The 22,608-nt window shown below is 71.0% G+C and carries 11 protein-coding genes; 7 read left to right on the top strand and 4 right to left on the bottom strand.

Going from position 1 to position 22,608, the window contains the following annotated elements:
- The 3 genes from ABT336_RS06365 to ABT336_RS06355 all read left to right on the top strand — a co-directional run.
- Nucleotides 1-620, top strand: a 620-nt coding sequence (locus ABT336_RS06365) for a hypothetical protein (RefSeq protein WP_350895464.1), incomplete at its 5' end; no start/stop codon positions are given.
- Between the two features lie 9 nt (nt 621-629).
- A complete protein-coding gene (locus ABT336_RS06360) occupies nt 630-6,239 on the top strand; it encodes a DUF6603 domain-containing protein (RefSeq protein ID WP_350895463.1) in 5,610 nt (1,869 codons plus the stop codon).
- 135 nt (nt 6,240-6,374) lie between these two features.
- Nucleotides 6,375-7,997: a cellulase family glycosylhydrolase gene (locus tag ABT336_RS06355; protein WP_350895462.1), complete on the top strand. Its 1,623-nt coding sequence runs from the start codon at nt 6,375-6,377 to the stop codon at nt 7,995-7,997.
- A gap of 61 nt (nt 7,998-8,058) precedes the next feature.
- On the opposite strand, the gene ABT336_RS06350 is transcribed toward ABT336_RS06355, so the two are convergent.
- Nucleotides 8,059-9,876 carry a family 43 glycosylhydrolase gene (locus ABT336_RS06350; RefSeq protein WP_350895461.1) on the bottom strand — a complete coding sequence of 606 codons (1,818 nt, stop codon included), beginning with the start codon at nt 9,874-9,876 and terminating at the stop codon, nt 8,059-8,061.
- Nucleotides 9,877-10,304: 428 nt separating this feature from the next.
- Between ABT336_RS06350 and ABT336_RS06345 the strand changes: the two genes are divergently transcribed.
- From ABT336_RS06345 to ABT336_RS06335, 3 genes are all read left to right on the top strand, one after another.
- Nucleotides 10,305-12,401: a family 43 glycosylhydrolase gene (locus ABT336_RS06345; protein ID WP_350895460.1), complete on the top strand. Its 2,097-nt coding sequence runs from the start codon at nt 10,305-10,307 to the stop codon at nt 12,399-12,401.
- A gap of 211 nt (nt 12,402-12,612) precedes the next feature.
- Nucleotides 12,613-14,130, top strand: coding sequence for a glycoside hydrolase family 27 protein (locus ABT336_RS06340; protein ID WP_350895466.1), 1,518 nt, complete (start codon nt 12,613-12,615; stop codon nt 14,128-14,130).
- 46 nt (nt 14,131-14,176) lie between these two features.
- A complete protein-coding gene (locus tag ABT336_RS06335; protein ID WP_350895459.1) occupies nt 14,177-15,505 on the top strand; it encodes a CE1 family esterase in 1,329 nt (442 codons plus the stop codon).
- A 96-nt stretch (nt 15,506-15,601) separates the two neighbouring features.
- On the opposite strand, the gene ABT336_RS06330 is transcribed toward ABT336_RS06335, so the two are convergent.
- Together ABT336_RS06330 and ABT336_RS06325 are read right to left on the bottom strand one after the other, a co-directional pair.
- On the bottom strand, nt 15,602-18,595 hold the full coding sequence (locus tag ABT336_RS06330) for a glycoside hydrolase family 95 protein (RefSeq protein WP_350895458.1): 2,994 nt from the start codon (nt 18,593-18,595) through the stop codon (nt 15,602-15,604).
- Nucleotides 18,583-18,954, bottom strand: a complete 372-nt coding sequence (locus ABT336_RS06325) for a hypothetical protein (protein WP_350895457.1) — start codon at nt 18,952-18,954, stop codon at nt 18,583-18,585. Before ABT336_RS06325 ends, ABT336_RS06330 begins: the two co-directional genes overlap by 13 nt.
- Nucleotides 18,955-19,464: 510 nt before the next feature.
- Between ABT336_RS06325 and ABT336_RS06320 the strand changes: the two genes are divergently transcribed.
- Nucleotides 19,465-21,795, top strand: a complete 2,331-nt coding sequence (locus tag ABT336_RS06320) for a beta-L-arabinofuranosidase domain-containing protein (RefSeq protein WP_350895456.1) — start codon at nt 19,465-19,467, stop codon at nt 21,793-21,795.
- A 13-nt stretch (nt 21,796-21,808) separates the two neighbouring features.
- Here the strand turns inward: ABT336_RS06320 and ABT336_RS06315 are convergent, their stop codons facing one another.
- Nucleotides 21,809-22,546 (bottom strand): class I SAM-dependent methyltransferase, encoded by a 738-nt coding sequence (locus ABT336_RS06315; protein ID WP_350895454.1) that lies wholly within the window; start codon nt 22,544-22,546, stop codon nt 21,809-21,811.
- Nucleotides 22,547-22,608 lie beyond the last annotated feature (62 nt).

Here is a 22,608-nt window from a genome sequence, read left to right as displayed (position 1 = left end):
CCGCAGCGATCAACGTGTTCGGAGCCCGGATCGCCGGCTTCGGCGCCGGTGCCGAAGCCGCGGTCACCGCCGCGGTGACCGCCCCGGCCGGCGGGCTGGCAGGGGCAGTGGTCGCCGCCGCCACCGGAGCCGGTGCCACTGCCGGGGCGGCAGCCGCCGCCGGGGCGACAGCCGACGCGGTCCTCACCGTGACCGGATCACGCGACGACGCCGCCTACGCCGCCGGGACCGCCCTGTACACCGTCGGACAGGGGGCGACACCGGCGCAGGCCGCCGCGATCACCGCCGCGATCATGGTGACCGTCGCCGACGCCCAGGCCGGACAGGCGGTCCGGATCGTCGTCGGAGCCGCCCGACACGCGGTGCTCCCGGCGCAGCTCCCCCTCACCGACGCCGCCCAGGCCGGGGCGGTGGCCAGCGCCGCGTACTACCTGGGTGTACCCGTCGAGGTCGAACGCGCCGTCCGCCGAGCGCTGATCGTGGGCGGCGTCGGCGCGGCGAACGCGGCCGTCCACGCGGCCGCCGCACGGAACACCGCCACCCTCAACCCGAGCAACCAGCTCTTCACCGTGTCGTACGCCAGCGTCAACGGGCCCCAGATCGTTCCGCACGCCGACTGAAGGAATCCGATGACGACGTTGCACGACCTCCAGGCGAGGTACGAGTCGGCCACCACGGACGGCGTCCTCGACCTGACCGCCGACAACTGCGGCGTACCGACCCTGGCGGCGTTCCTCACCACCCTGCCGCAGCAACGGATACCGCTCGCCGACCCGCAGATCGACCTGACCGGGGACACCCTCGTCGTCGCCGCCACAGTCACCGACGCCTGGCCGGTCGGCAACTCCGGCCGTACGCTGCAACTCGCCACCGTGTCGATCACCGTCACCCGCCCGGCGGACCCTGTCGCACAGCTGCACGTCGCCGGCACGCTCACCGTCGGCACGGCGACCGTCGAGGTCGCCGGTGACCTGGACGCGACCACCAACCGGATCAGTGTCGCCCGCACCCCCGGCCTCCCCGCCACCGTGTCTCTGGTGGAGCTGGCCGGCTACGTCAGCGGCAATCGGCTCGGCCCGTTCCTTCCCGTCGGTACCGCCGTCTTCGACGCCGTACCGCTGTCGGAGCTGCGGGCGTCGTTCGGGTACGAACGGTCCACCCTCACCGAGCTGACCGTCGGTTCGACGGTGGACGAATCCGCCAGGTGGTCGATCGTCGACGGCCTCGCCGACCTCACCGGGCTCGGCGTCGACCTCACCAGTCAGACCGGTTACCGGGACGGCGGGTACCGGGAGCACCTCGGTGGCGCCCTGCACGCCACGCTGCGGCTGGACGGTCGGGACTTCCGGGTCCGGCTGGCCCTGCAGACACCGACCTGCTGGGAGGTGGAGGTCGTCCCCGCCGACGGCAACATCCTGCCCGGCCTCACCGCGCTGGCCGGACTCGTCGGCGGGGACGCGCTCGGCAGCGAACTCCAGCAGGGGCTCAGCCGACTCGGGTTGACAGCGCTCACGCTCGACGGGGTGCGGATCGGCGTCGACCTGGCCTCCCGCACCATCCGCCAGGTCGCCGTCGCCACCCGGATCACCGTCGGCGGCACCGACTTCGCCGTCGTGTTGGCCCTGCCCACCCTGACCCTGCACGGCGGGCTGGCCCCCGGTCACAGCCTGCACCTCAAGGACCTGGTCGGCAGCTACTTCCCCGGATCCGACGCCTTCCCCGAGATCGACGTCACCCAACTCCAGGTCTCCGCGGTGCCCGGTGCGGGCCGCTACGACCTCGCCGCCCGGATCGTCGGGGACTGGCCACTCGACGTCGGCCCGCTGGCCCTCGGGTTCCGGGAGTTCGCGTTCGAGATCACCAAGGACGCCGACGGGGCAAGCGGCGAGATCGAGGGCTGGTTCAGTCTGTTCGACGCCGACTTCCACGCCGTCGCCGCCCACCCCGACAGCGGGGGCTGGCAGTTCACCTGCAGCAGCGTTCCCGGACACGCCCTCACCATCACGGCGATCCACGACCACCTGGTCGAGAAGTACCAGGTCGACGCGACCCTCCCGGCCCTGCTCGCGGGCCTCGCACTGACCCGGGTCGACATCTGGTTCGACACCGCCACCGGCACGTTCGCCCTCACCTGCGCCGCCCGGTTCCCGGTCGAGGACCGCACCGTCGACCTTGCCGTCACCATCCGGATGGAACGCTCCGGCACCACCTGGCGCAAGTCCCTCAGCGGTGAGATGACAGTCGCCGGCCTCGTCTTCGACGTCCGGTTCGTCCAGGACCAGGCCTCGACAGTGCTGGTGGCCACGTACGCCCACACCGGCCCCGCGAGTCCCCTGGTGGTCCGCGACCTGGTCGCCGCCGTGTCGACCCCGCTGTCCCACGCCGTGCCACCGGGGCTCACCATCGACCTGCGGGACGTGCTGCTCGCCGTCAGCCACACCGACACCGGCAACAGCGTCCTGCTCGGCCTGGACCTCGGGGTGGACGTGGGCCTGACCAGCCTGCCGCTGGTCGGTTCCCGGTTCCCGGCCGACCACTCCGTCGGGGTGGACAGTCTGCGGATCGTCGCCGCCAGCCGCTCCTTCACCAGCGCCGAGACCACCGCCGTCGACGCGCTGCTGCCCGCCGTCGTACCGGCCCTGCCGGTCGGACCAGACGGTGTCACCACCGGTGTCACAGTCGCCGCGCGCCTGTCACTGGGCACCGGTGCCACCCGGACCGTGTCCCTGCCGGTCGCCGCCGACCCACCCGCCACCACCGGCGGTACGGTCGCCGCACCGGCCACCGCAGCAGCCCCGGCGAGTACGACGTGGCTGGACGTGCAGCGCTCGTTCGGCCCGGTGCACCTCGGGCGGGTGGGGTTCAGCTACACCGACGGGATCGTCCGGTTCCTGCTCGACGCGGCGCTCACCGCCGCCGGGTTGACCCTCTCGCTCGACGGACTGAGCCTCGGCTCCCCGATCGACCACTTCGACCCCGTCTTCGACCTGAGCGGGCTCGGCGTCGACTACCGCAACGGACCGGTGGAGATCGGCGGTGCCCTGCTGCGCACCACCGTCACCCCGACCGACGGCCCGGCCTACGACGAGTACGACGGGGCGGCCCTGATCCGCACCGCCACCCTGAACCTCGCCGCCCTCGGCGGGTACGTGAACCTCAACGGCGAGCCGTCGATGTTCGTCTACGCCGTACTCGACAAGGTCCTCGGCGGGCCGCCGTTCCTCACCGTCACCGGCCTGGCCGCCGGTTTCGGGTACAACCGCAGCCTGGTCGTGCCGCCGATCGACCGGGTCGCCGAGTTCCCGCTGATCGCCGCCGCCACCAGCCCCGCACCGGTCACCGGGGCCGCCGACCCGCGCGAGCTCATCCGGACCACCCTGGACGGCCTCCGGACCTGGATCCCGCCGACCGCAGGCAGTGTCTTCCTCACCGCCGGGATCCGGTTCAGCTCGTTCCAGATGATCGACTCGTTCGCCCTCCTCGTCGCGAGCTTCGGCGACCGCTTCGAACTCGACCTGCTGGGCCTGTCCACCCTCGTCACCCCCCGACCGGAGCCGAGCGGACCGGCGGTCGCCCCGCTGGCCCAGATCCAACTCGCCCTCCGCGCCAGCTTCGTACCCAGCGAGGGCACCCTCAGCGTCCGCGCCCAACTCACCTCGACGTCGTACGTCTTCTCCCCCGACTGCCACCTCACCGGTGGCTTCGCGTTCAACACCTGGTTCGCGGGGGACCACGCCGGCGACTTCGTGCTCACCGCCGGCGGCTACCACCCGCAGTACCACCCACCGGCCCACTACCCGCAGGTGCCCCGGCTCGGATTCAACTGGCAGGTCGACCCGCACCTGGGGGTCAAGGGCGACGGCTACTACGCGCTGACCCCGGGTGCCCTGATGGCCGGCGGACACCTCGCTGTCGTCTGGCAGAGCGACAACCTCCGTGCCGCCTTCACCGCCGGCATCGACTGTCTGATCGCCTGGAAGCCGTACCACTACGACGCCCGCGCCTACGTGGACTTCGCCGTCTCCTACACGTTCCACCTGTTCGGCACCCACCACATCACCGCCGACATCGGTGCCGACCTGCACATCTGGGGGCCGGACTTCAGCGGTACCGCCCACATCAAGCTCGCTGTCGTCTCCTTCGACATCACCTTCGGTGCCGGGGCCGCCCCACAGCCGACACCTCTGGACTGGCAGGCGTTCCGCCGCTCGTTCCTGCCGACCGGCGAGCTGTGCTCGGTGGCCGTCAGCGGCGGGCTGCTGCGCAAGACCACCGACGTCGCGACCGACCTGGGCCTGGTCGACCCGCAACGCCTCGTGATCCGGACCGGCACCGTCGTGCCGAGCACCGCCGCCACGGTGGGGACCACCCCCCTGACCGGTGCCCACGCCCCGATCACCGTCGGCCCGATGGGGTTGGCCGCCCCCGGACGGCCCGGCACCCACATCAACAGCACGACGACCGTCACGGTCACCCGGGGCACCGAGTCGATGGAGCGGCACTTCGCCCTCACCCCGGTCCTGGCCGACGTGCCTGCCGCCCTGTGGGCGGTCCCCGCAGGATCTGTCGACGGGCCGACGCTCGTACCTGACGCCCTGGTGGGATTCGAGATCCGCCCCCGCCTCGACCCGATCCACGGCACGGACGAGGCCACCGTCGGGAACCTGCGGCTGTTCCAGTACCACCTGCCGGCGGTTCCCGGTGGCAGGTACCGGGTGACAGTGACCCAGGACGTCACCACCGACGAGCCGGCCTCGGTGCCGGCCGCGCACCGGAAGATCACGCCGCAGCGTTTCACCGGCGTCGGCGAGTTCACTGTCACCGGCGTACGGCCGGCCTTCGGCACCGACGAGATCTACGCGGTGTACCCCCCGGACGGCGGTACCGGCGACTACTCCACCGACCTGCCGCACGTCATCCTCAACCACAGCACCCTGCCCTGGCAGGAGAACGCCGACCCCGACCGGGACGACCTGCCGTGGCTGGCCCTGCTGCTGTTCGACGAGACCGACCTGCCCACCGCCCACCTGGCAGACGTCGACGGCGAGAAGGCCACAGTCATCTCCGTACCGGTCGGACTGCTGCCCGCACAGGACACCGCCCGACGGGACCTCGCCCTGCTCACCCACGTCCGTCGGGACGTCGACGGCACCGAACGCGCCGTGGTGATCGGCAACCGGTTGCCCCGCGAGGGTGCCACCCACGTGGCGCACCTCGTCTCCGTCCGTGACCGGTACGGATCCGCCGGGCCGGTGGACACCGGCACCGTCGACGTGGTCACCGTCGCGAGCTGGCGGTTCACCTCGACAAGCGACGGTACGGACCTGGCCGCCCTGCTCAGGCGGCTGGCCGACGGCAGCGCTGCGGTGCCCGCGCCGGTCGTACCGGCCGGGTACCGCAGTCCGCTCGTCGCGCAGGCCCGCACCGACCGGCCGACACTGCCCGCCACCGCCCTCGCCGACCCCACCTTCGGTGCCGCCTGGCAGCTCGGTCGGCTCCTCGGGCTTCGGAGCAAGCCGTACGCGGCGGCACTGTACCGGTGGAAGCGGCTGCGGGCGCAGCGGCGCAAGAGCGGCGTTGACACCCTGCCCGACCTGCCCTCCGTCGTCACCGGTTTCCTCGACGACCTGGCGTTGCTCAAGGGGGTGCCGTTCAACCACCTGGTGCCCGAGGAGACCATGATCCCGGTGGAGTCGCTGCGGTTCTTCTCGCTCTACGAGGGCTGGCTCGCCGCCCTGCTCGACGGGGCGGCGAGCATCGGACGGGTCACTCCGGCGGACCGGCGGTCGGACGTCCACCTCGCCGCGGACCTGATCGCCGTCGGTGGCCTCGCCCCGTGGACCCGCCAGGTGCTGGCCCCCGCCGACGGCCCCGGCGCGAGTGGGTTCCTGCTGCGCTCCCACGTCGTCGCCGGCTGGCCGGACCTGCGGATCACCGCCCGGGACGGGGCGGACGTGACGTTGGACCCGATCCGGACCGACCTGCTCTCGGCGAACCTGATGCTGTGTGTGTTCTCCGGCGACCTCGCCTCGGTGACCGTCGGCCAGCCCGAGCACACCCTGCACTTCGGACTGGGCGAGGCGGCCCTCCCCTGGCGCACCGGCAACCGGGTCGTGGACGTGACGGCGCTGGCCGGGGACCGGATCGGTGCGACAGCTGCCGGGCAGGGCGCGTCGGCGCGGCTAGCGGCCCGTCTCATCGCCGACGCCCCGGAGGTCACCGTCGAGCGTCACCAGTGACAGCCCACACCCGGACATCCATCGGCGTCACCGGATTGCCGGGTGTCACCTGCGGGTTGACCGAACTGTAAATCTTCCTTAACGTTCTGGTGCCACGCGTGTCTGCAGCTGCCCCACCACAGCAGAGGAAGTGGAATGTCCAGACTGCGTACGACAGCGGCCGGGCTCGTCGCCGCCGTGCTCGTCCTCGTCGGCACCCTGGTGGCGGCACCCGGTGCCCACGCCGCGACCGCCGCCTTCGTCAAGGTGCAGGAGTGGAGCGGGGGCTACGAGGCCCGCTTCACCGTCCGCAACGACACCCCCACCACGATCACCTCCTGGCGGGTCGAGTTCGACCTGCCCGCCGGGTCGACCATCGGCAGCCACTGGGAGGCGCTGCTGACCAGCATCGGCAACCGGCACACCTTCACCAACCGGTCCTGGAACGCGACGCTGACCGCCGGTGCCTCCACCGCCTTCGGGTTCATCGTCAACGGCAACGGGACGCCCACCAACTGCACCGTCAACGGCGGGTCCTGCGCCGGTGGTGCGGACTCCCTGGCACCGAGCGTGCCGGGTAACCTGCGGGCCACCGCCACGACCTCGTCGAGCGTGTCGTTGGCCTGGAACGCCTCCACCGACAACGTCGGGGTCACCGGCTACGACGTGTACCGGGGCGGCACCCTCGCCACCACGGTCACCGGCACCACCGCCACCGTCGGCGGCCTGAGCCCGGCGACCGGCTACGGTTTCACCGTGCGCGCCCGTGACGCGGCCGGCAACGCCTCGGCCCAGACCGCTCCGCTGACCGTCACCACCGCCCCCGGCACCGGCGTCGGTGGCACCCCCGCCGCCGTCAACGGTCAACTGCGGGTCTGCGGCACCCAGCTCTGCAACAGGTACGGCCGCCCCATCCAGCTGCGGGGCATGAGCACCCACGGCATCCAGTGGTACTCGCAGTGCGTCAACGACGCCTCGCTCGACGCCCTCGCCACCGACTGGCGGGCCGACGTCCTGCGGATCTCGATGTACATCCAGGAGGACGGGTACGAGACCAACCCGCGTCTGTTCACCGACCGGGTGCACGACTACATCGAGCGGGCCACCGCCCGGGGCATGTACGCCATCGTCGACTGGCACATGCTCACTCCCGGCGACCCGAACCACAACCTGGCGCGGGCGCGTACCTTCTTCACCGAGATCGCCCAGCGGCACAAGGACAAGACCAACATCCTGTACGAGGTCGCCAACGAGCCCAACGGGGTGAGCTGGGCGTCGATCAAGAGCTACGCCGAGCAGATCATCCCGGTGATCCGGGCCCAGGACCCGGACGGCGTGGTGTTGGTCGGGACCCGGGCCTGGTCCTCCCTCGGCCTCTCCGAGGGCTCCTCGGAGACCGAGATCGTCAACAACCCGGTCGACGCGACGAACATCATGTACACCTTCCACTTCTACGCCGCCTCGCACGGGACGACGTACCTGAACGCGCTCTCCCGTGCGGCCGACCGGCTGCCGATCTTCGTCACCGAGTTCGGCACCCAGACCTCCTCCGGGGACGGGGCGAACGACTTCACCCGCGCCCAGCAGTACCTGGACCTGATGGCGACGAAGAAGATCAGTTGGGTCAACTGGAACTGGTCGGACGACTTCCGCAGCGGTGCCGTCTTCACCACCGGCACCTGCGGCGGCAGCACGTACGCCGGGACCGGGGTCCTCAAGCCGGCCGGGGTCTGGATCCGTGACCGGATCCGTACGCCGGACGACTTCCCGACGACCTGACGGTTCCCCGACGAGCGGCCGGGGGTGGGTGTGCCCGCCCCCGGCCCTCACCGTCCGGGCCTCAGGCCCGGGACCACTGCATGCTCGTCGCGGAGCCGCAGGTCCGCTGCTCCAGGGCGGCACCGGCGGCGGTCGACCCGCCGACCACGTTCAGGCACTTGTTGCTGTTGAGGTTGACCAGGTTGTGGTGGCCGTTGTCGACCGCCCGCCAGGTGAAGACCTGGTTGGTGCCTCCGTGGCAGGTGTACTGCACGACCTGGGCCCCGTCTGCGGTGGAGGCGTTGGCGACGTCGACGCACTTGCCGCTGTGCACGCTCTGGAGGGTGACGTTGCCGTTGCCGGCGTCGGTGAACCGCCACTGCTGCCAGGGGTTGCCGTTGGCGGTCCACTGCCCGACGACTGCCAGGTCCTGGGTGTTGGGCGACTGCACGTCCATCACCTGTCCGCTGTTGCGGTTGGTGACCCGGTAGGAGGTGGGGGCCGGGTTGGTGCCGCCGGTGAACTGCCACCAGTTCACGTTGAACAGGTTCCCGCTGCCCCCTGTGAAACGCAGGTAGAGGTCCCGGGTGCCGGTGACCCCGGCGACCCCGCAGGAGGTGGTGGTCCAGTTCTGCCAGCCTCCGGTCCCACCGACCTGGCAGGTGCCGACCAGGGGGCCGGTGGGGCTGTCCAGGCGCAGCTCGATGGCGCCGCCGGAGGCGGCGGAGGCGGTCCGGGCGGTGAAGGAGCCGGCCCCGGTGCCGAAGGCCACCCCCTTGACCTTGATGTAGTCGCCGTTGCCGATGAACGCGACGGCCATGCCGCCCTCGCTCGCGGGTTCGGTCTCGATCCCCTGCCCCCAGGCGATGGTCTCGGCCTCCTGCCTGACGTACGGGTTGAGGGTGCCGATCTGGGGTGCCCCCTGGGTGGTCATGTTCATCTGGGGGATGGTGCCGTTGCTGTTGTAGGTGAACTTCTCGACGGCAACCGAGCGGGTGTAGCCGCTGCCGCCGGGGAGCGCTCCGTTGTGGTAGAAGAAGTACGATCCGCCCTGGTAGTCGATGATCCCGGGGTGGTTGGTGAAGCTGGCCCCCTGGCGGGGCATCACGGTGCCCCGGTAGGTCCAGGGTCCGGTCGGCCCGGGGGCGGTGGAGTAGCCGATGAACTCGGAGCAGCACTCGGCGGCGAAGACGTTGTAGTAGGTGCCGTTGCGTTTGTAGACCCAGGGTCCCTCCTCGTAGAGGGTGGGTCGGCTCGTGTTTCCGGTCCGGGTGCCGAACCCGGCCGTCGTGAGCGGGATCCTGGTGGGGCTCCCCGAGAACGAGATCATGTCGGGGTTCAGCCTGACGTACCAGAGGTTCGGGTTTCCCCAGTAGAGGTACGCCTGCCCGTCGTCGTCGACGAAGGCGTGTGGGTCGATCTCGCCGTTGCCGACCAGGGGTCGACCGAGGGCGTCCCGGAAGGGTCCGGTGGGGCTGTCGGCGACGGCGACCCCGATGACCATGCCGCCGCCGCGTTGGCGGACGGGGACGTACCAGTAGAACTTGCCGTTTCGGGGGACGACGTGTCCGGCCCAGGCGTCGGCGTCGGCCCAGGCGAAGGTGGCGAGGTTCATCGGAACCCCGTGGTCGGTCCAGTTGACCATGTCCGTGGAGGAGAAGACCCGCCACTCCCGCATGGTGAAGTAGGTGGAGCCGTCCTCGTCGCGTCCGGTGTAGAGGTAGACCCGGCCGTCGTGCACCAACGGTGCCGGATCTGCGGTGTAGATGTGCTGGACGATCGGGTTGTCCGCCCGCGCCGGGCTGCCGGGGAGCAGGGTCACGATCAGGATCAGGCTCACGAGCCAGGCGAAGCCGCGCCTGAGTCGGGCCGTGACCCCCGGTGCGCGTACGACTGTCATGTCGTCTCCCGGTGGTGGTGGTAGGGGGCACTCCCTTCCACTGTGATCGTTCACATCGACATCGGTCAACCCCCTCGCCCGACGCCCCCAGCACCACCTCCAACCCGCCCGCCGCCACCGGGAGATCACCTTCCCCGCCGCCGGTCGAGGCGGAGAAAGTCGGGCGTTGAACCGGCCGAAACCCTGGTGTAACATCGGCTTCCATCAATGACTGTGGTCGCAGTCTCCTCACCTCCGCGCGGGACGGTGCACTGCGGCAAGTGATGTTAGCGCTCACAATCGGGGGTCGGTGGTGCCGACGTCGGATCGCCGGCCCGGGCCGGCGTCGGCGGTCCGGGATACCCGCCACCGGCCCCCTCCATCCTGCGCACCACCCGGCCGATCACGGGCCTGGCCGGTGGCGCGGCGCCTTCGACCCAGGGAGAGACATGTTCGACACCGGTGTGGGAAACCTGTCGCCCCGCCACCGCCGCCGAGGGTGGTCGGTGGTCCTGGTGGTGGCGGCCACCCTGCTGGCCGCAGGAGTCACGGCCGTCGTCGCCGCCCCGGCCGCCTCCGCGGCCACCGTCGACACCACCGCCTGGTACGTCCTGGTCAACCGCAACAGCGGCAAGGCCCTCGACCTGTACAACTTCGCCACCGGCGACGGGGCCCGGATCACCCAGTGGACCCGGGGAACCGCAGCCAACCAACAGTGGCAGTTCGTCGACTCCGGCTCCGGCTACTACCGGCTGAAGTCCCGCCACTCCGGCAAGGTCCTCGACGTGCACAACTTCGCCACCACCGACGGTGCCGCCATCGTCCAGTGGACCGACAACAACAGCACCAACCAGCAGTTCCGCCTCGCCGACTCGACCGACGGGTACGTCCGGCTGATCAACCGCAACAGCAACAAGACCCTGGAGGTCCAGAACGCCGCGACCACCGACGGCGCCAACATCGTGCAGTACGCCGACTGGAACGGTGCCAACCAGCAGTGGCAACTCGTCCGGGTCGACGGCGCCACCCCCACCACCCCGCCCGGCAGCGGGCAGACGTTCACCAACCCGGTGGTCTGGCAGGACTTCGCCGACGGGGACATCATCCGGGTCGGCGACGCCTACTACTACTCGGCCTCGACAATGCACTACTCCCCCGGCGCCCCGATCCTGCGCTCCTACGACCTGGTCAACTGGGAGTACGCCGGCCACTCGGTGCCGAGGCTGGACTTCGACTCGGCCCGGTACGACATGAGCGGGGGCCGAGCCTACGTCAAGGGCATCTGGGCCTCCACCCTGAACCACAGACCCAGCAACGGGACCTACTACTGGTTGGGCTGCGTGGAGTTCAACCGCTCCTACCTCTACACCGCCACGGCGGTGGACGGTACCTGGAGCAAGCGGGCCCAGCTCCCCTGCTACTACGACGCCGGGCTGCTCTTCGACACCAACGACACCCCGTACGTGGCCTACGGCAACGGCACCATCAGCGTCGCCCAGCTCTCCGCCGACCTGACCTCCCAGGTCCGGGCGCAGCAGGTCTACCAGACCCCGTCGAACATCGGCACCCTGGAGGGGGCCCGGATGTACAAGCGGGGCAACTACTACTACATCTGGCTGACCCGACCCGCCAACGGCCAGTACGTGCTCCGCTCGACCAGCCCCTGGGGCCCGTACGAGCAGCGTCAGGTCCTGCTCGACCTGCCCGGCCCGATCTCCGGAGGCGGGGTGCCCCACCAGGGCGGAATCGTGCAGACCCAGAACGGTGACTGGTACTACATGGCCTTCACCGACGCCTACCCCGGCGGACGGATGCCCACCCTGGCCCCGCTGAACTGGTCGGCCGACGGGTGGCCCAGCGTCCAGACAGTCAACGGCCGGTGGGGGGCCACCTACCCGCGGCCAAACATCACCACCACCCGGACCGTCGCCCCGATGACCGGGGCGGAGACCTTCCCCGGCCCCACCCTCGACCACCGCTGGGAGTGGAACCACAACCCCGACACCAGCCGGTACAGGGTCGCCAACGGCCTGCGGTTGCAGACCGCGACGGTCACCAACGACCTGTACTCGGCCCGGAACACCCTCACCCACCGGATCCAGGGCCCCACCTCCACCGCCACCATCGACCTGGACCACTCGGGCATGGCCAACGGGGACCGGGCCGGGCTCGCCATGCTCCGGGACTCCTCGGCCTGGATCGGCCTCAAGCGGGACAACGGCACGACCCGGGTGGTGATGACCACCGGCCTGACCATGGACAGCAGCTGGAACACCACGGGCACCGGGGTCGAGTCGGCAAGTGCCGCCATCTCGGGCACCCGGATCTGGCTACGCGTCAACGCCGACATCCGGCCCGGATCCGGCCGGCAGGCCCGCTTCTCGTACAGCACGGACGGGGTGAACTTCACGACCCTCGGCCCGGCCTTCACGTTGAACAACGCCTGGCAGTTCTTCATGGGCTACCGGTTCGGAATCTTCAACTACGCCACCCAGTCCCTCGGTGGGGCGGTCACCGTCCGCCGGTTCGACCTGACCACCCCCTGAGCGCCACCGACCGGCAGGACGCCACCTTCCGGATCACCCCGTAGTCCCCAACCGATCCACTGGCAGGAGGAACACAGTGCGAAGACGGAAGACCTGGCCGACAGCGATACTGGCCGTCCTGACCCTGGCCCTGGCCGGCACCCTCGTCGACGGGGCCGTCGCCCCCCGCCCGGCCGAGGCGCTGAACAACGGGGTGGCCCGGACCCCACCGATGGGCTGGAACACCTGGAACACCTTCGGGTGCAACATCAACGAGACCCTGATCCGGCAGACCGCCGACGCGATGGTCAGCCAGGGCCTGCGGGACCTCGGCTACAAGTACGTCGTCGTGGACGACTGCTGGTTCAACCCGGACCGTGACGCCCAGGGCAACCTCCAGGCCCACCCCCAACGGTTTCCGAGCGGCATGAAGGCCCTCGGGGACTACCTGCACTCCCGGGGCCTGCTCTTCGGCATCTACCAGGGCCCCCTGGACCAGACCTGCGCCCAGTACTTCGACTCGTTCCCCGGCTCCACCGGCAGCCTCGGGCACGAGCAGCAGGACGCCAGGCAGTTCGCCGCCTGGGGGGTGGACTACCTCAAGTACGACTGGTGCTCCCCCACCGGGACCATCAACGACCAGGTGGCGCGCTTCGGCATCATGCGCGACGCCCTCGCCGCCACCGGTCGGCCGATCGTCTACAGCATCAACTCCAACAGCATCCACGAGAAGACCGGGCCGCAGCGCAACTGGAGCGACGTGGCGAACCTCTGGCGGACCACCGAGGACATCACCAACGCGTGGAACACCGGCCAGACCAACGGGTACCCGATGGGGATCCAGAACATCGTCGACGTCAACGTGCCCCTGGCCGGGTACGCCGCCCCCGGCGGGTTCAACGACCCGGACATGCTGGAGGTCGGCAACGGGGGCATGACCGACACCGAGATGCGCAGCCACTTCGCCCTCTGGTCGATGATGGCGGCCCCCCTGATGATGGGCAACGACCTGCGCTCGGCGAGCGCCGCGACCCTGACCATCCTGCGCAACCAACAGCTCATCGCCATCAACCAGGACACCCTCGGACGCCAGGCCGTCCAGGTCGCCGGGGACGCCACCCGGCGGATCCTGGCCAAACGGCTGGCCAACGGGGACGTGGCGGTGGCCCTGTTCAACCAAAGCAACTCGACCACCACCATCTCCACCACCGCGGCGGCGGTCGGCAAGACCGGCAGCTCCTTCACCCTGCGGGACGCCTGGACCAACACCACCTCCACCACCACCGGCGCGATCTCGGCGAGCGTCCCGGCGCACGGCACGGTGGTGTACCGGATCAGCGGCGGCGGCACCACCGACCCACCGACCCCCACCACCTTCCGACTGCGCAGCGAGTCCGCCGGACGCTGCCTGGACCTGGACGACTCCAACACCGCCAACGGCACCGCAACCCTGGTCTGGGACTGCCACGGCAACCCCAACCAGCAGATCACCCAGAACGGCCAGAGCCTGCGGATCCTCGGCAAGTGCCTGGAGGTCCCCACCAACGCGGCCAACGGCACCCGGGTCCAGATCTGGGACTGCAACGGCGGCACCCACCAGCAGTGGACCCTCAACGGCAACGGCACAGTCGGCAACGTCCGCTTCCCGAACCTCTGCCTGGACGTCGACAACGGGGGCACCGCCAACGGCACCGCGGTGATCGTCTGGTCCTGCCACGGCAACGCCAACCAACGCTGGAGCCGGGCGTGAACCCCCGACACCGGCGACACCCGCACCCGACCGAGGACGTGACCCCATGATGAGACGACGACGTGTCGTCGGCCCGCTGGCCACCGCCGCGCTCCTGGTGGCGACGATGGTCGGCACCGTGCTGGCCCGTACCGACGCCGCCCCGGCCACCGCCGACGTCACCCAGGCCGCCGCCGACGTCGGCACCCTGGCCGCCAGTCCCGGCTGCGGTAGGAACCCGACCCTGACCAGCGGAACCCGCACCATCACCAGCGGCGGCAGGAGCCGCAGCTACATCCTGCGCATCCCGGACGGCTACCGGAACTCCACCCCGTACCGGCTCGTCTTCGGCTTCCACTGGCGCGGCGGCACCGCCGTCGACGTGGACACCGGACAGACAGTGCAGCGGGACGTGTGGTCGTACTACGGACTGCGCCGACTGGCGAACGACAGCACCGTCTTCGTGGCCCCCCAGGGGATCGACAACGGCTGGGCGAACACCGGCGGTCAGGACGTCACCTTCGTCGACGACATGCTCCGGCAGATCGAGAACGACCTCTGCATCGACACCGCCCAGCGCTTCGCCCTCGGCTTCAGCTGGGGCGGGGGCATGAGCTACGCGGTGGCCTGCGCCCGACCCGACGTCTTCCGGGCGGTCGCGGTCTATGCCGGTGGACAGATCAGCGGGTGCAGCGGCGGCAACGGACGGATCGCCTACTTCGGGGCCCACGGTATCCGCGACAACGTCCTCGGCATCTCCGGGGGACGTACCCTGCGGGACCGGTTCGTCCGGAACAACGGCTGCACCGCCCAGAACCCTCCCGAACCCACCCAGGGCAGCCTGACCCACCGCACCACGACCTACTCCGGCTGCGCCGCCGGTTACCCGGTGGTGTGGGCTGCCTTCGACGAGGGACACATCGCCGCACCCCAGGACGGTGCCCCCGGGGACAGCGGGTCCCGGACCTGGCTACCGGCGGAGACCTGGCGCTTCTTCACCCAGTTCGGCGGCGTCACCCCCACCCCCGACCCGACCACCCCGCCGCCGACCCCGACCACTCCCCCACCCACCGGCGGGGGCGCCTGCCGGGTCGCCGCCACCGTCAACGCCTGGAACACCGGCCTGACCGAGGACCTCACCATCACCAACACCGGGACCACCACCGTCAACGGCTGGGCCCTCGGGTTCACCCTGCCCGGCGGGCAGAGCATCACCTCCGGCTGGAACGCCACCTTCTCCCCCACCTCCGGCCAGGTGACCGCCCGCAACGTCGGCTACAACACCGCCATCGCCCCCGGTGCCTCGGTGAGCATCGGGTTCCAGGCCAACCACACCGGCAACACCGCCGCCCCCACCGCCTTCACCCTCAACGGGGCCACCTGCACCCTGGCCTGAACACGCCGGGTGTCCCGGAATGAGGCGGGCCGGACAGCCGAGGGCCGGACGGCCGGGGACAGCCGGGCCGGGCAGCCGAGGGCCGGGCAGCCCGGGTCAGGCGATCGCGACGGCGAAAACGTGCAGTGTCGGCACCCCGGCGGCGGGGCGGGCGCTGACGTCGGGCAGCTCCACCCGGGCCACCGCCTTGTTCTGCAGAGCCACTCCGACGAAGTAGACGCAGGCGGCGGTGTTCTGCCGCTGGTTGCCGGGCCGGTTCTGGTACGCGGTCACCACTGCGGCGGCACCGCCGGCGTGTGGTCCCCCGTACCAGTCCGGTACGCCGAGCGTGAATCCCTGCCGGGCACCGTCGGCGTACACCACGACACCCGCCCCGGAGACCGCCCCGTAGGTGCCGGTGGCGAGGAAGCCGAGGGTCCGGCCGGTACCGGTCACGGCGATGCTCTGCCCGGAGGCGACCAGGTTGTCGGCCCCGCCCGGGTTCACTGCCGGCCAGCGGAAGTTCACCCCGCCATAGCTGACCGTCGCGCCCGGGACGACCCCGGCCTGGGCCAGGGCCTGGGCGGAGAGGGAGGCCCCGTTGCCGTCGAAGTTGCCGACCCCGGTGTCGGTGTCGGGGCTGGTGCTGGGATTGGTGAAGCTCTGCTCCAGGGTGGGGACCCCGGTGGAGGTACCTGTCACCCGGTAGGTACGCCCGCCCTGGACGGTGACCTCGACGAGGTCGGTCTCCAGCCGGGTGCTCCGGGCGGGGGTGCCGTCGGTGGTGTCGACCACGGTGTGGGTGGCGGCCAGGAGCCGGCCGCGCAGCCGGACGGTACCGGGGCGGTCCGGCCGGAGCAGGATCTCGGTGGCCTGCCCGCCGCTCCAGGTGATCCCGACGGTGTGTCCGCCCCGGGCGCGCAGCCCGGTCACCCGGCCGGTGGGCCAGGCCGTCGGCAGGGCCGGTAGCAGGTGCAGTTCCCCGGCGTGGCTGTGCAGCAGCATCTCGGCGATCCCGGCGGTGGCCCCGAAGTTCCCGTCGATCTGGAACGGTGGGTGCAGGTCGAACATGTTCGGGGCGAGCCGGGTGGGATTGGCGAGGTAGCGGATCAGGTCGTGGGCCCGGTTCCCCTCCTCCAGCCGGGCCCAGAAGTTGATTTTCCAGGCCAGAGACCAGCCGGTGCCGTCATCTCCGCGCAACTCCAGGGTCCGGCGGGCCGCCGCGAAGAGTTGGGGCGTGCCGCGCCGGGTTATCTGGTTGCCGGGGGCCAGCCCGTACAGGTGGGAGACGTGCCGGTGGTTACGCTCGGTCTCCACCCAGTCGTGGAGCCACTCCATGATGTTGCCCCGGGATCCCACCCGCGTCGGGGGCAGCCGGTCCCGGGTGGCCCGGACCTGGGCCCGGAAGGTGGCGTCCACGCCGAGGAGTTCACTGGCCCGGGCACAGCCGTCGAAGAGGTCCCGCAGGATCTGGTTGTCCATGGTGGGACCGGCGCAGATGCTGGCGTCGGCGTGGTGGGTGAGCTCCGGGGAGTTCGAGGGGTTGGTCACCAGGTAGCCGAGGGAGGGCTCGGTGACCAGGGTGTCGAGGAAGAACTGGGCGGCTCCCCGCATCGCCGGGTAGTTCGTCCGCAGGAAATCCAGGTTCCCGGTGAACTGGTAGTGGTCCCAGATCAGGGTGGCCAGCCATGCCCCGCCGGTCTGCCACATGCCCCACAGCGCTCCGTCGACCACCGAGCTGGCCCGCCAGGCGTCGGTGTTGTGGTGGGTGACCCAGCCCCCGGCCCCGTACTGCACCTGGGCGGTGCGGGCCCCGGTGACCGTGAGGTCCCGGATCAGGTCGAAGACCGGGGTGTGGCACTCGGCGAGGTTGGTGGTGTTCGCCGGCCAGTAGTTCATCGGCAGGTTGGCGTTGATTGTGTACTTCGAGTCCCAGGCGGGGGTCAGGGAGTCGTTCCAGATGCCCTGGAGGTTGGCCGGCTGGGTGCCTGGCCGCGAGGAGGAGATCAGCAGGTACCGGCCGTACTGGAACAGCAGGGTGGAGAAGTGCGGGTCGGTGACGTTGTTGTGCTGGGCGATCCGTACGTCGGTGGGCTGGTCGGCGGCGGAGGTACGGCCGAGGTCCAGGCTCACCCGGGCAAAGAGGGCCTGGTAGTCGGCGACATGCCGGGCGCGGAGCTGGTCGTAGCCGGTGGCCCGGGCGGCGGTGAGGTGACGGCGGGCGATGCCCTGGTGGTCGCCGCCGACGTTGCGGTAGTCGACGTAGCTGGACCCGATCGAGACCAGCAGTGTCACGCTGGTGGCGTTGGTGACCCGGAGGGTGCCCCCGGAACTGGTGACGGTGCCCCCGCTGACCGCGGCGTTGGCCAGGGCGTGGAACCGGACCGCACCGGTGATCCCCTCCTGGTTGCCGGAGATCCCCTCCAGGGCGACAGTGCTGCCGTCCGGGCTGGACAGGGTGGTCCGCTGGGGGCTGTCGAAGGTGGCGGTGAAGGAGACGGCGTTGCTCCGGTCGGCTGTCAACCGGAGCACAATCACCTGGTCCGGGGCGCTGGCGAAGGCCTCCCGCTGGTGCAGAACCCCGTTGGCGAGGTAGGACACGGTGGTGGTGGCCGTGCCGAGGTCGAGTTGCCTGTCGTACTGGGAGGGACTCCCGGGGTTGGGGAAGGTGAGCCGCAGGTTGCCGACGAGCTGGTAGGCCAACTGCCCGACGGGGTTGCCGAGCATGGCCTGGTCGACCAGGGCCTGGGCCTGGGCCCACTGGTTGGTGAAGACCAGCCGGCGGATCTCCGCCAGCGCCCCCCGACCCCGGGAGTTGCTGGGGTCGTGGGGGCCGCCGGCCCAGACCGTGTCCTCGTTGAGCTGGAGTCGTTCGGTGTCGACGTTGCCGAAGACCATCGCCCCGAGCCGGCCGTTGCCGATCGGCAGGGCCCGCAGCCAGTCGGTGCCGGCGGGCTCGTCGTACCAGAGGGCCAGGTCCCCTGCGGCCCGTACGCCGGGTGGTGGGGTCGCCTCCGCTCGGGCGGTGGCGGTCCAGGGCAGCGGCAGGAGGGCACCGCCCGCCCCGGCCGCGCCGATCGTGAGGGCCTGCCGTCGGGTCAGCTCTGACATGGATCCTCCAAGCGGTGGCCGGTCCGGCCGTCGGGCAGCGTGGGACGGGACGACGCCGACCCCTTCCGGGCAGGGACCGCCGACGTCGCCAGGTGGTGTGCCCGCAGCCGGTCGAGGGCGGCGACCCGGGCGGCGCAGGGATCGGTCAGGGCGAGCCGGCGCACCGGCCCCACCAGCAGGTGCGGCAACCGGTAACGGCGACCCTGCTCGATCACCAGGTGCCGGTCGCGCAGTTCAGTCAGGCCCCGCCCGGCGTGCAGCGGGGTCAGGTTCACCAGGGCCGCGACGGCCCGCAGCTCGAAGTACGGCCCCGGGTGCCAGCACCCAGGGCGGCACTGTGGGATCGGGCGCGGCCACACCGGAAGCCGGTGCAGCCGCAGTGGGACCCGTCCCCCCTGGGGCGGACCGGACTCCCGCCGGCATCGTGCCCGTCAGACCGGTCACCGGGCCAGCCACCTCCCCGCCCCGGAGGCTCTGGCCCCGGGAAATGCTACTCATTCATGAGAACGCTAACATCGATGGACCTCATGTTTCTAGGGCAAGTCGAGGATGCTACGGGGACACCTCGAACCCGACCCCCACCGCGCAGGAGGCAACCACGGTTCGGCTGATCAAGGAACGCAATACATCGACGGCCGAGAATTTTCAGACGGATTCCCATTCCGACACGAATCGGCGTGATCGATGCTTGACGAGGGGAACCCTGACGACCTATGTTTCGCCCCGAGGACCGGGAGTGAACGTTAACAAGACGTCGGCCGTCCCGGCCCCGGCCGGGACGGCCCCGCCCGGGAACCTGCTCGCCCACCCGCACCTTCCGGTCCCGGACCACCCCCGCCGCGCCACCGCCACCGCCACCGGAGGTTCCCGTGCCACAACGTCCGCTGAGCCGTCGTCACCTCCTCCGCGCCGCCGCCGGCGGGGCCCTGCTCTCGACCACCGGTGGTGCCCTCGTCGGAACCACCCCGGCCGCCGCAGCCGTGCTCCCCCCAGCCCGACCCGACCTCGGGGTCTCGGCCCACCCCTTCGACCTGGGTCAGGTACGCCTCACCGCCGGCCGGTTCCTGGACAACCAGAACCGCACCCTGAACTACCTCCGGTTCGTCGACACCGAGCGGCTGCTGTACAACTTCCGGGCCAACCACCGGCTCTCCACCGACGGGGCCACCCCGAACGGGGGGTGGGACGCCCCCAGCTTCCCCTTCCGCACCCACGTCCAGGGGCACTTCCTCACCGCCTGGGCCCAGGCGTACGCGGTGCTCGGCGACACCACCTGCCGGGACAAGGCCAACCGGATGGTCGCCGAGCTGGCCCGGTGCCAGGCCAACAACCCGGCCGCCGGGTTCGGCACCGGCTACCTCTCCGGCTTCCCCGAGTCGGAGTTCACCGCCCTGGAGAACCGCACCCTCAGCAACGGCAACGTGCCCTACTACTGCATCGACAAGACCCTCGTCGGGTTGCTGGACGTGTGGCGGTACCTCGGCAACACCCAGGCCCGGACGGTCCTGCTGGCCCTGGCCGGGTGGGTCGACACCCGCACCGCCCGACTCACCACCAGCCAGATGCAGGCCATGCTGGGTACCGAGTTCGGCGGGATGAACGCCGTCCTGACCGACATCTACCAGCAGACCGGGGACGCGCGCTGGCTCGCCACCGCCCAGCGGTTCGACCACGCCGCCGTGTTCAACCCCCTGGCCGCCAACACCGACCAGCTCAACGGGCTACACGCCAACACCCAGGTACCCAAGTGGATCGGGGCCGTCCGGGAGTACAAGGCCACCGGCACCACCCGGTACCGGGACATCGCCGCCAACGCCTGGACGATGACCGTCAACGCCCACACCTACGCCATCGGCGGCAACAGCCAGGCCGAGCACTTCCGGCCCCCGAACGCCATCGCCGGCCACCTCACCAACGACACCTGCGAGCACTGCAACACCCACAACATGCTCCGACTCACCCGGGAGCTGTGGCTGATCGACCCCAACCGGGTCCCCTACGTCGACTACTACGAGCGGGCGCTGCTCAACCACGTCGTCGGAGCCCAGAACCCGGCCGACCGGCACGGCCACGTCACCTACTTCACCCCCCTGCGCCCCGGTGGCCGACGAGGGGTGGGCCCGGCCTGGGGCGGGGGCACCTGGAGCACCGACTACGCCTCCTTCTGGTGCTGCCAGGGCACCGGCATCGAGGCCAACACCAAGCTGATGGACTCCATCTACTTCCACAACGGCAGCACCCTGACTGTGAACCTCTTCGTCCCCTCGGTGCTGACCTGGTCCCAGCGGGGCATCACAGTCACCCAGAGCACCAGCTACCCGGTCGGGGACACCACCACCCTCACCCTGGGCGGCACCACGAACGGCTCCTGGAGCATCCGGGTCCGGATCCCCGCCTGGACCTCCGGGGCCACCCTCACCGTCAACGGCCAGGTGCAGAACGTCCCCGCCACCCCGGGCAGCTACGCCACCGTCACCCGGACCTGGGCCGCCGGGGACACCCTCACCGTCCGGCTCCCCATGCGGGTGATCATGCAGGCCGCCAACGACAACCCCGCCGTCCAGGCCGTCACCTACGGGCCGGTGGTGCTCGCCGGAAACTACGGCAACACCGCACTGACCGCCCTGCCGGCCCTGACCGTCGCCTCGGTCACCCGGACCAGCGGCACCGCCCTGGCCTTCACCGCCACCGCCAACGGCGCCACGGTTCCCCTCGGCCCCTTCCACGAGGCCCACGGCTTCAACTACACGGTGTACTGGAACACCGGCGGGTCGGCCGGGGCCACCTACAAGCTGACCAACGCCGCCACCGGCCTGGTCCTCGGGGTGCAGGACATGTCCACAGCCGACGGTGGACTCGCCGTACTCTGGGGGGACACCGGAACCGCCGACCACCGGTGGGTGACGGTGCCCGACGGCAGCGCGGTCCGGTTCCGCAACGTCAACAGCGGCAAGGTGCTGGGCGTCCAGGACATGTCCACAGCCGACGACGCCCGGGTCCTCCAGTGGTCCGACACCGGCACGGCCGACCACCGGTGGACCCTGCTGGACAACGGCGACGGCACCCACCGGATCCGCAACGTGCACAGCGGGAAGCTGCTCGGGGTGCTCGGTGCCAGCACCGCCTGGGGGGCCCAGGCCGTCCAGACCTCCGACGACGGCAGCCCCGACAACCGGTGGCGGCTGGTCCGCCTCACCTGAGCCGGTGGGCGGGTCAGGTGCGGGGGCGCAGGACGTAGCCGGTGTAGCCGTAGTCCCGGCCGTGGGCCGCCCGCAGGTCGATCTCCTCCCCGACGACGGCGAGCAGCTCCGCCGGTGTCCCCTCCCGGCGGAGCTGGTCGATCCGGTCGGCCAGGGGGCCGTAGTAGTCGTCCCAGTCCGAGTCGGGCAGGAGGTAGCTGGCGCAGACGGTCCACCCGGCCCGCTGGGCGGCCTCGACGTTCCCGGCGGTGCTGCGCATCGCGGGGTATCCGGCCGTCCAGAACTCCCTGGCCGCCGGGGCCGGGTCCGGGGTCGTCCACTCCGCCTCGGTCAGGACCAGGACCCCGGTCGGGGTGAGCAGGGGCCGCCAGGCGGTCAGGGCGGCGTCGAACCCCATGACGTACGCGGAGCCCTCGGCCCAGAGCAGGTCGACGGAGCCGGGGGCGACCGGCAGCTGCGCCATCGAGGCGTTCACCGTGGTGACCCGGTCGGCGACCCCGGCCTGCCGAGCCCGCTCGGTGAGCGCCTCAAGGAAGGGGCCGTGCAGGTCGACCCCGGTGACCCGGCCGCCGGTGAGCTGGGCCAGGAGCACCGTGGCAGGGCCGGTGCCGCAGCCCACGTCGAGAACCGTGGGGGCCTCGGGGAGGGCGCCGGCGAGCCGCAGGAGGAGACGAGTGGTCTCCTCGGAACCGGGCGCCTCACGGGGCAGGTCGCGGTGGGCTCGCCAGAACACCTCGGTCAGCTCGGTCACGGCCGTCAGGCTGGCACGGCTCCCCGCCGAGGCGCAACGCGGTTCCTCGGCCGGTCGCCGGC

Origin of the sequence: Micromonospora sp. NPDC000207 (assembly GCF_040300925.1) — a bacterium.
GTDB lineage: Bacteria > Actinomycetota > Actinomycetes > Mycobacteriales > Micromonosporaceae > Micromonospora.
The sequence above is the reverse complement of the archived record's forward strand: the minus strand, read 5'-3'. Positions and strand labels throughout refer to the sequence as shown.

Coding starts and splice junctions, on each gene's coding strand:
- ABT336_RS06360 (WP_350895463.1), top strand. CDS start 630: ATGACGACGTTGCACGACCTCCAGGCGAGGTACGAGTCGGCCACCACG.
- ABT336_RS06345 (WP_350895460.1), top strand. CDS start 10,305: ATGTTCGACACCGGTGTGGGAAACCTGTCGCCCCGCCACCGCCGCCGA.
- ABT336_RS06340 (WP_350895466.1), top strand. CDS start 12,613: ATGGGCTGGAACACCTGGAACACCTTCGGGTGCAACATCAACGAGACC.
- ABT336_RS06330 (WP_350895458.1), bottom strand. CDS start 18,595: ATGTCAGAGCTGACCCGACGGCAGGCCCTCACGATCGGCGCGGCCGGG.
- ABT336_RS06350 (WP_350895461.1), bottom strand. CDS start 9,876: ATGACAGTCGTACGCGCACCGGGGGTCACGGCCCGACTCAGGCGCGGC.
- ABT336_RS06355 (WP_350895462.1), top strand. CDS start 6,375: ATGTCCAGACTGCGTACGACAGCGGCCGGGCTCGTCGCCGCCGTGCTC.
- ABT336_RS06335 (WP_350895459.1), top strand. CDS start 14,177: ATGATGAGACGACGACGTGTCGTCGGCCCGCTGGCCACCGCCGCGCTC.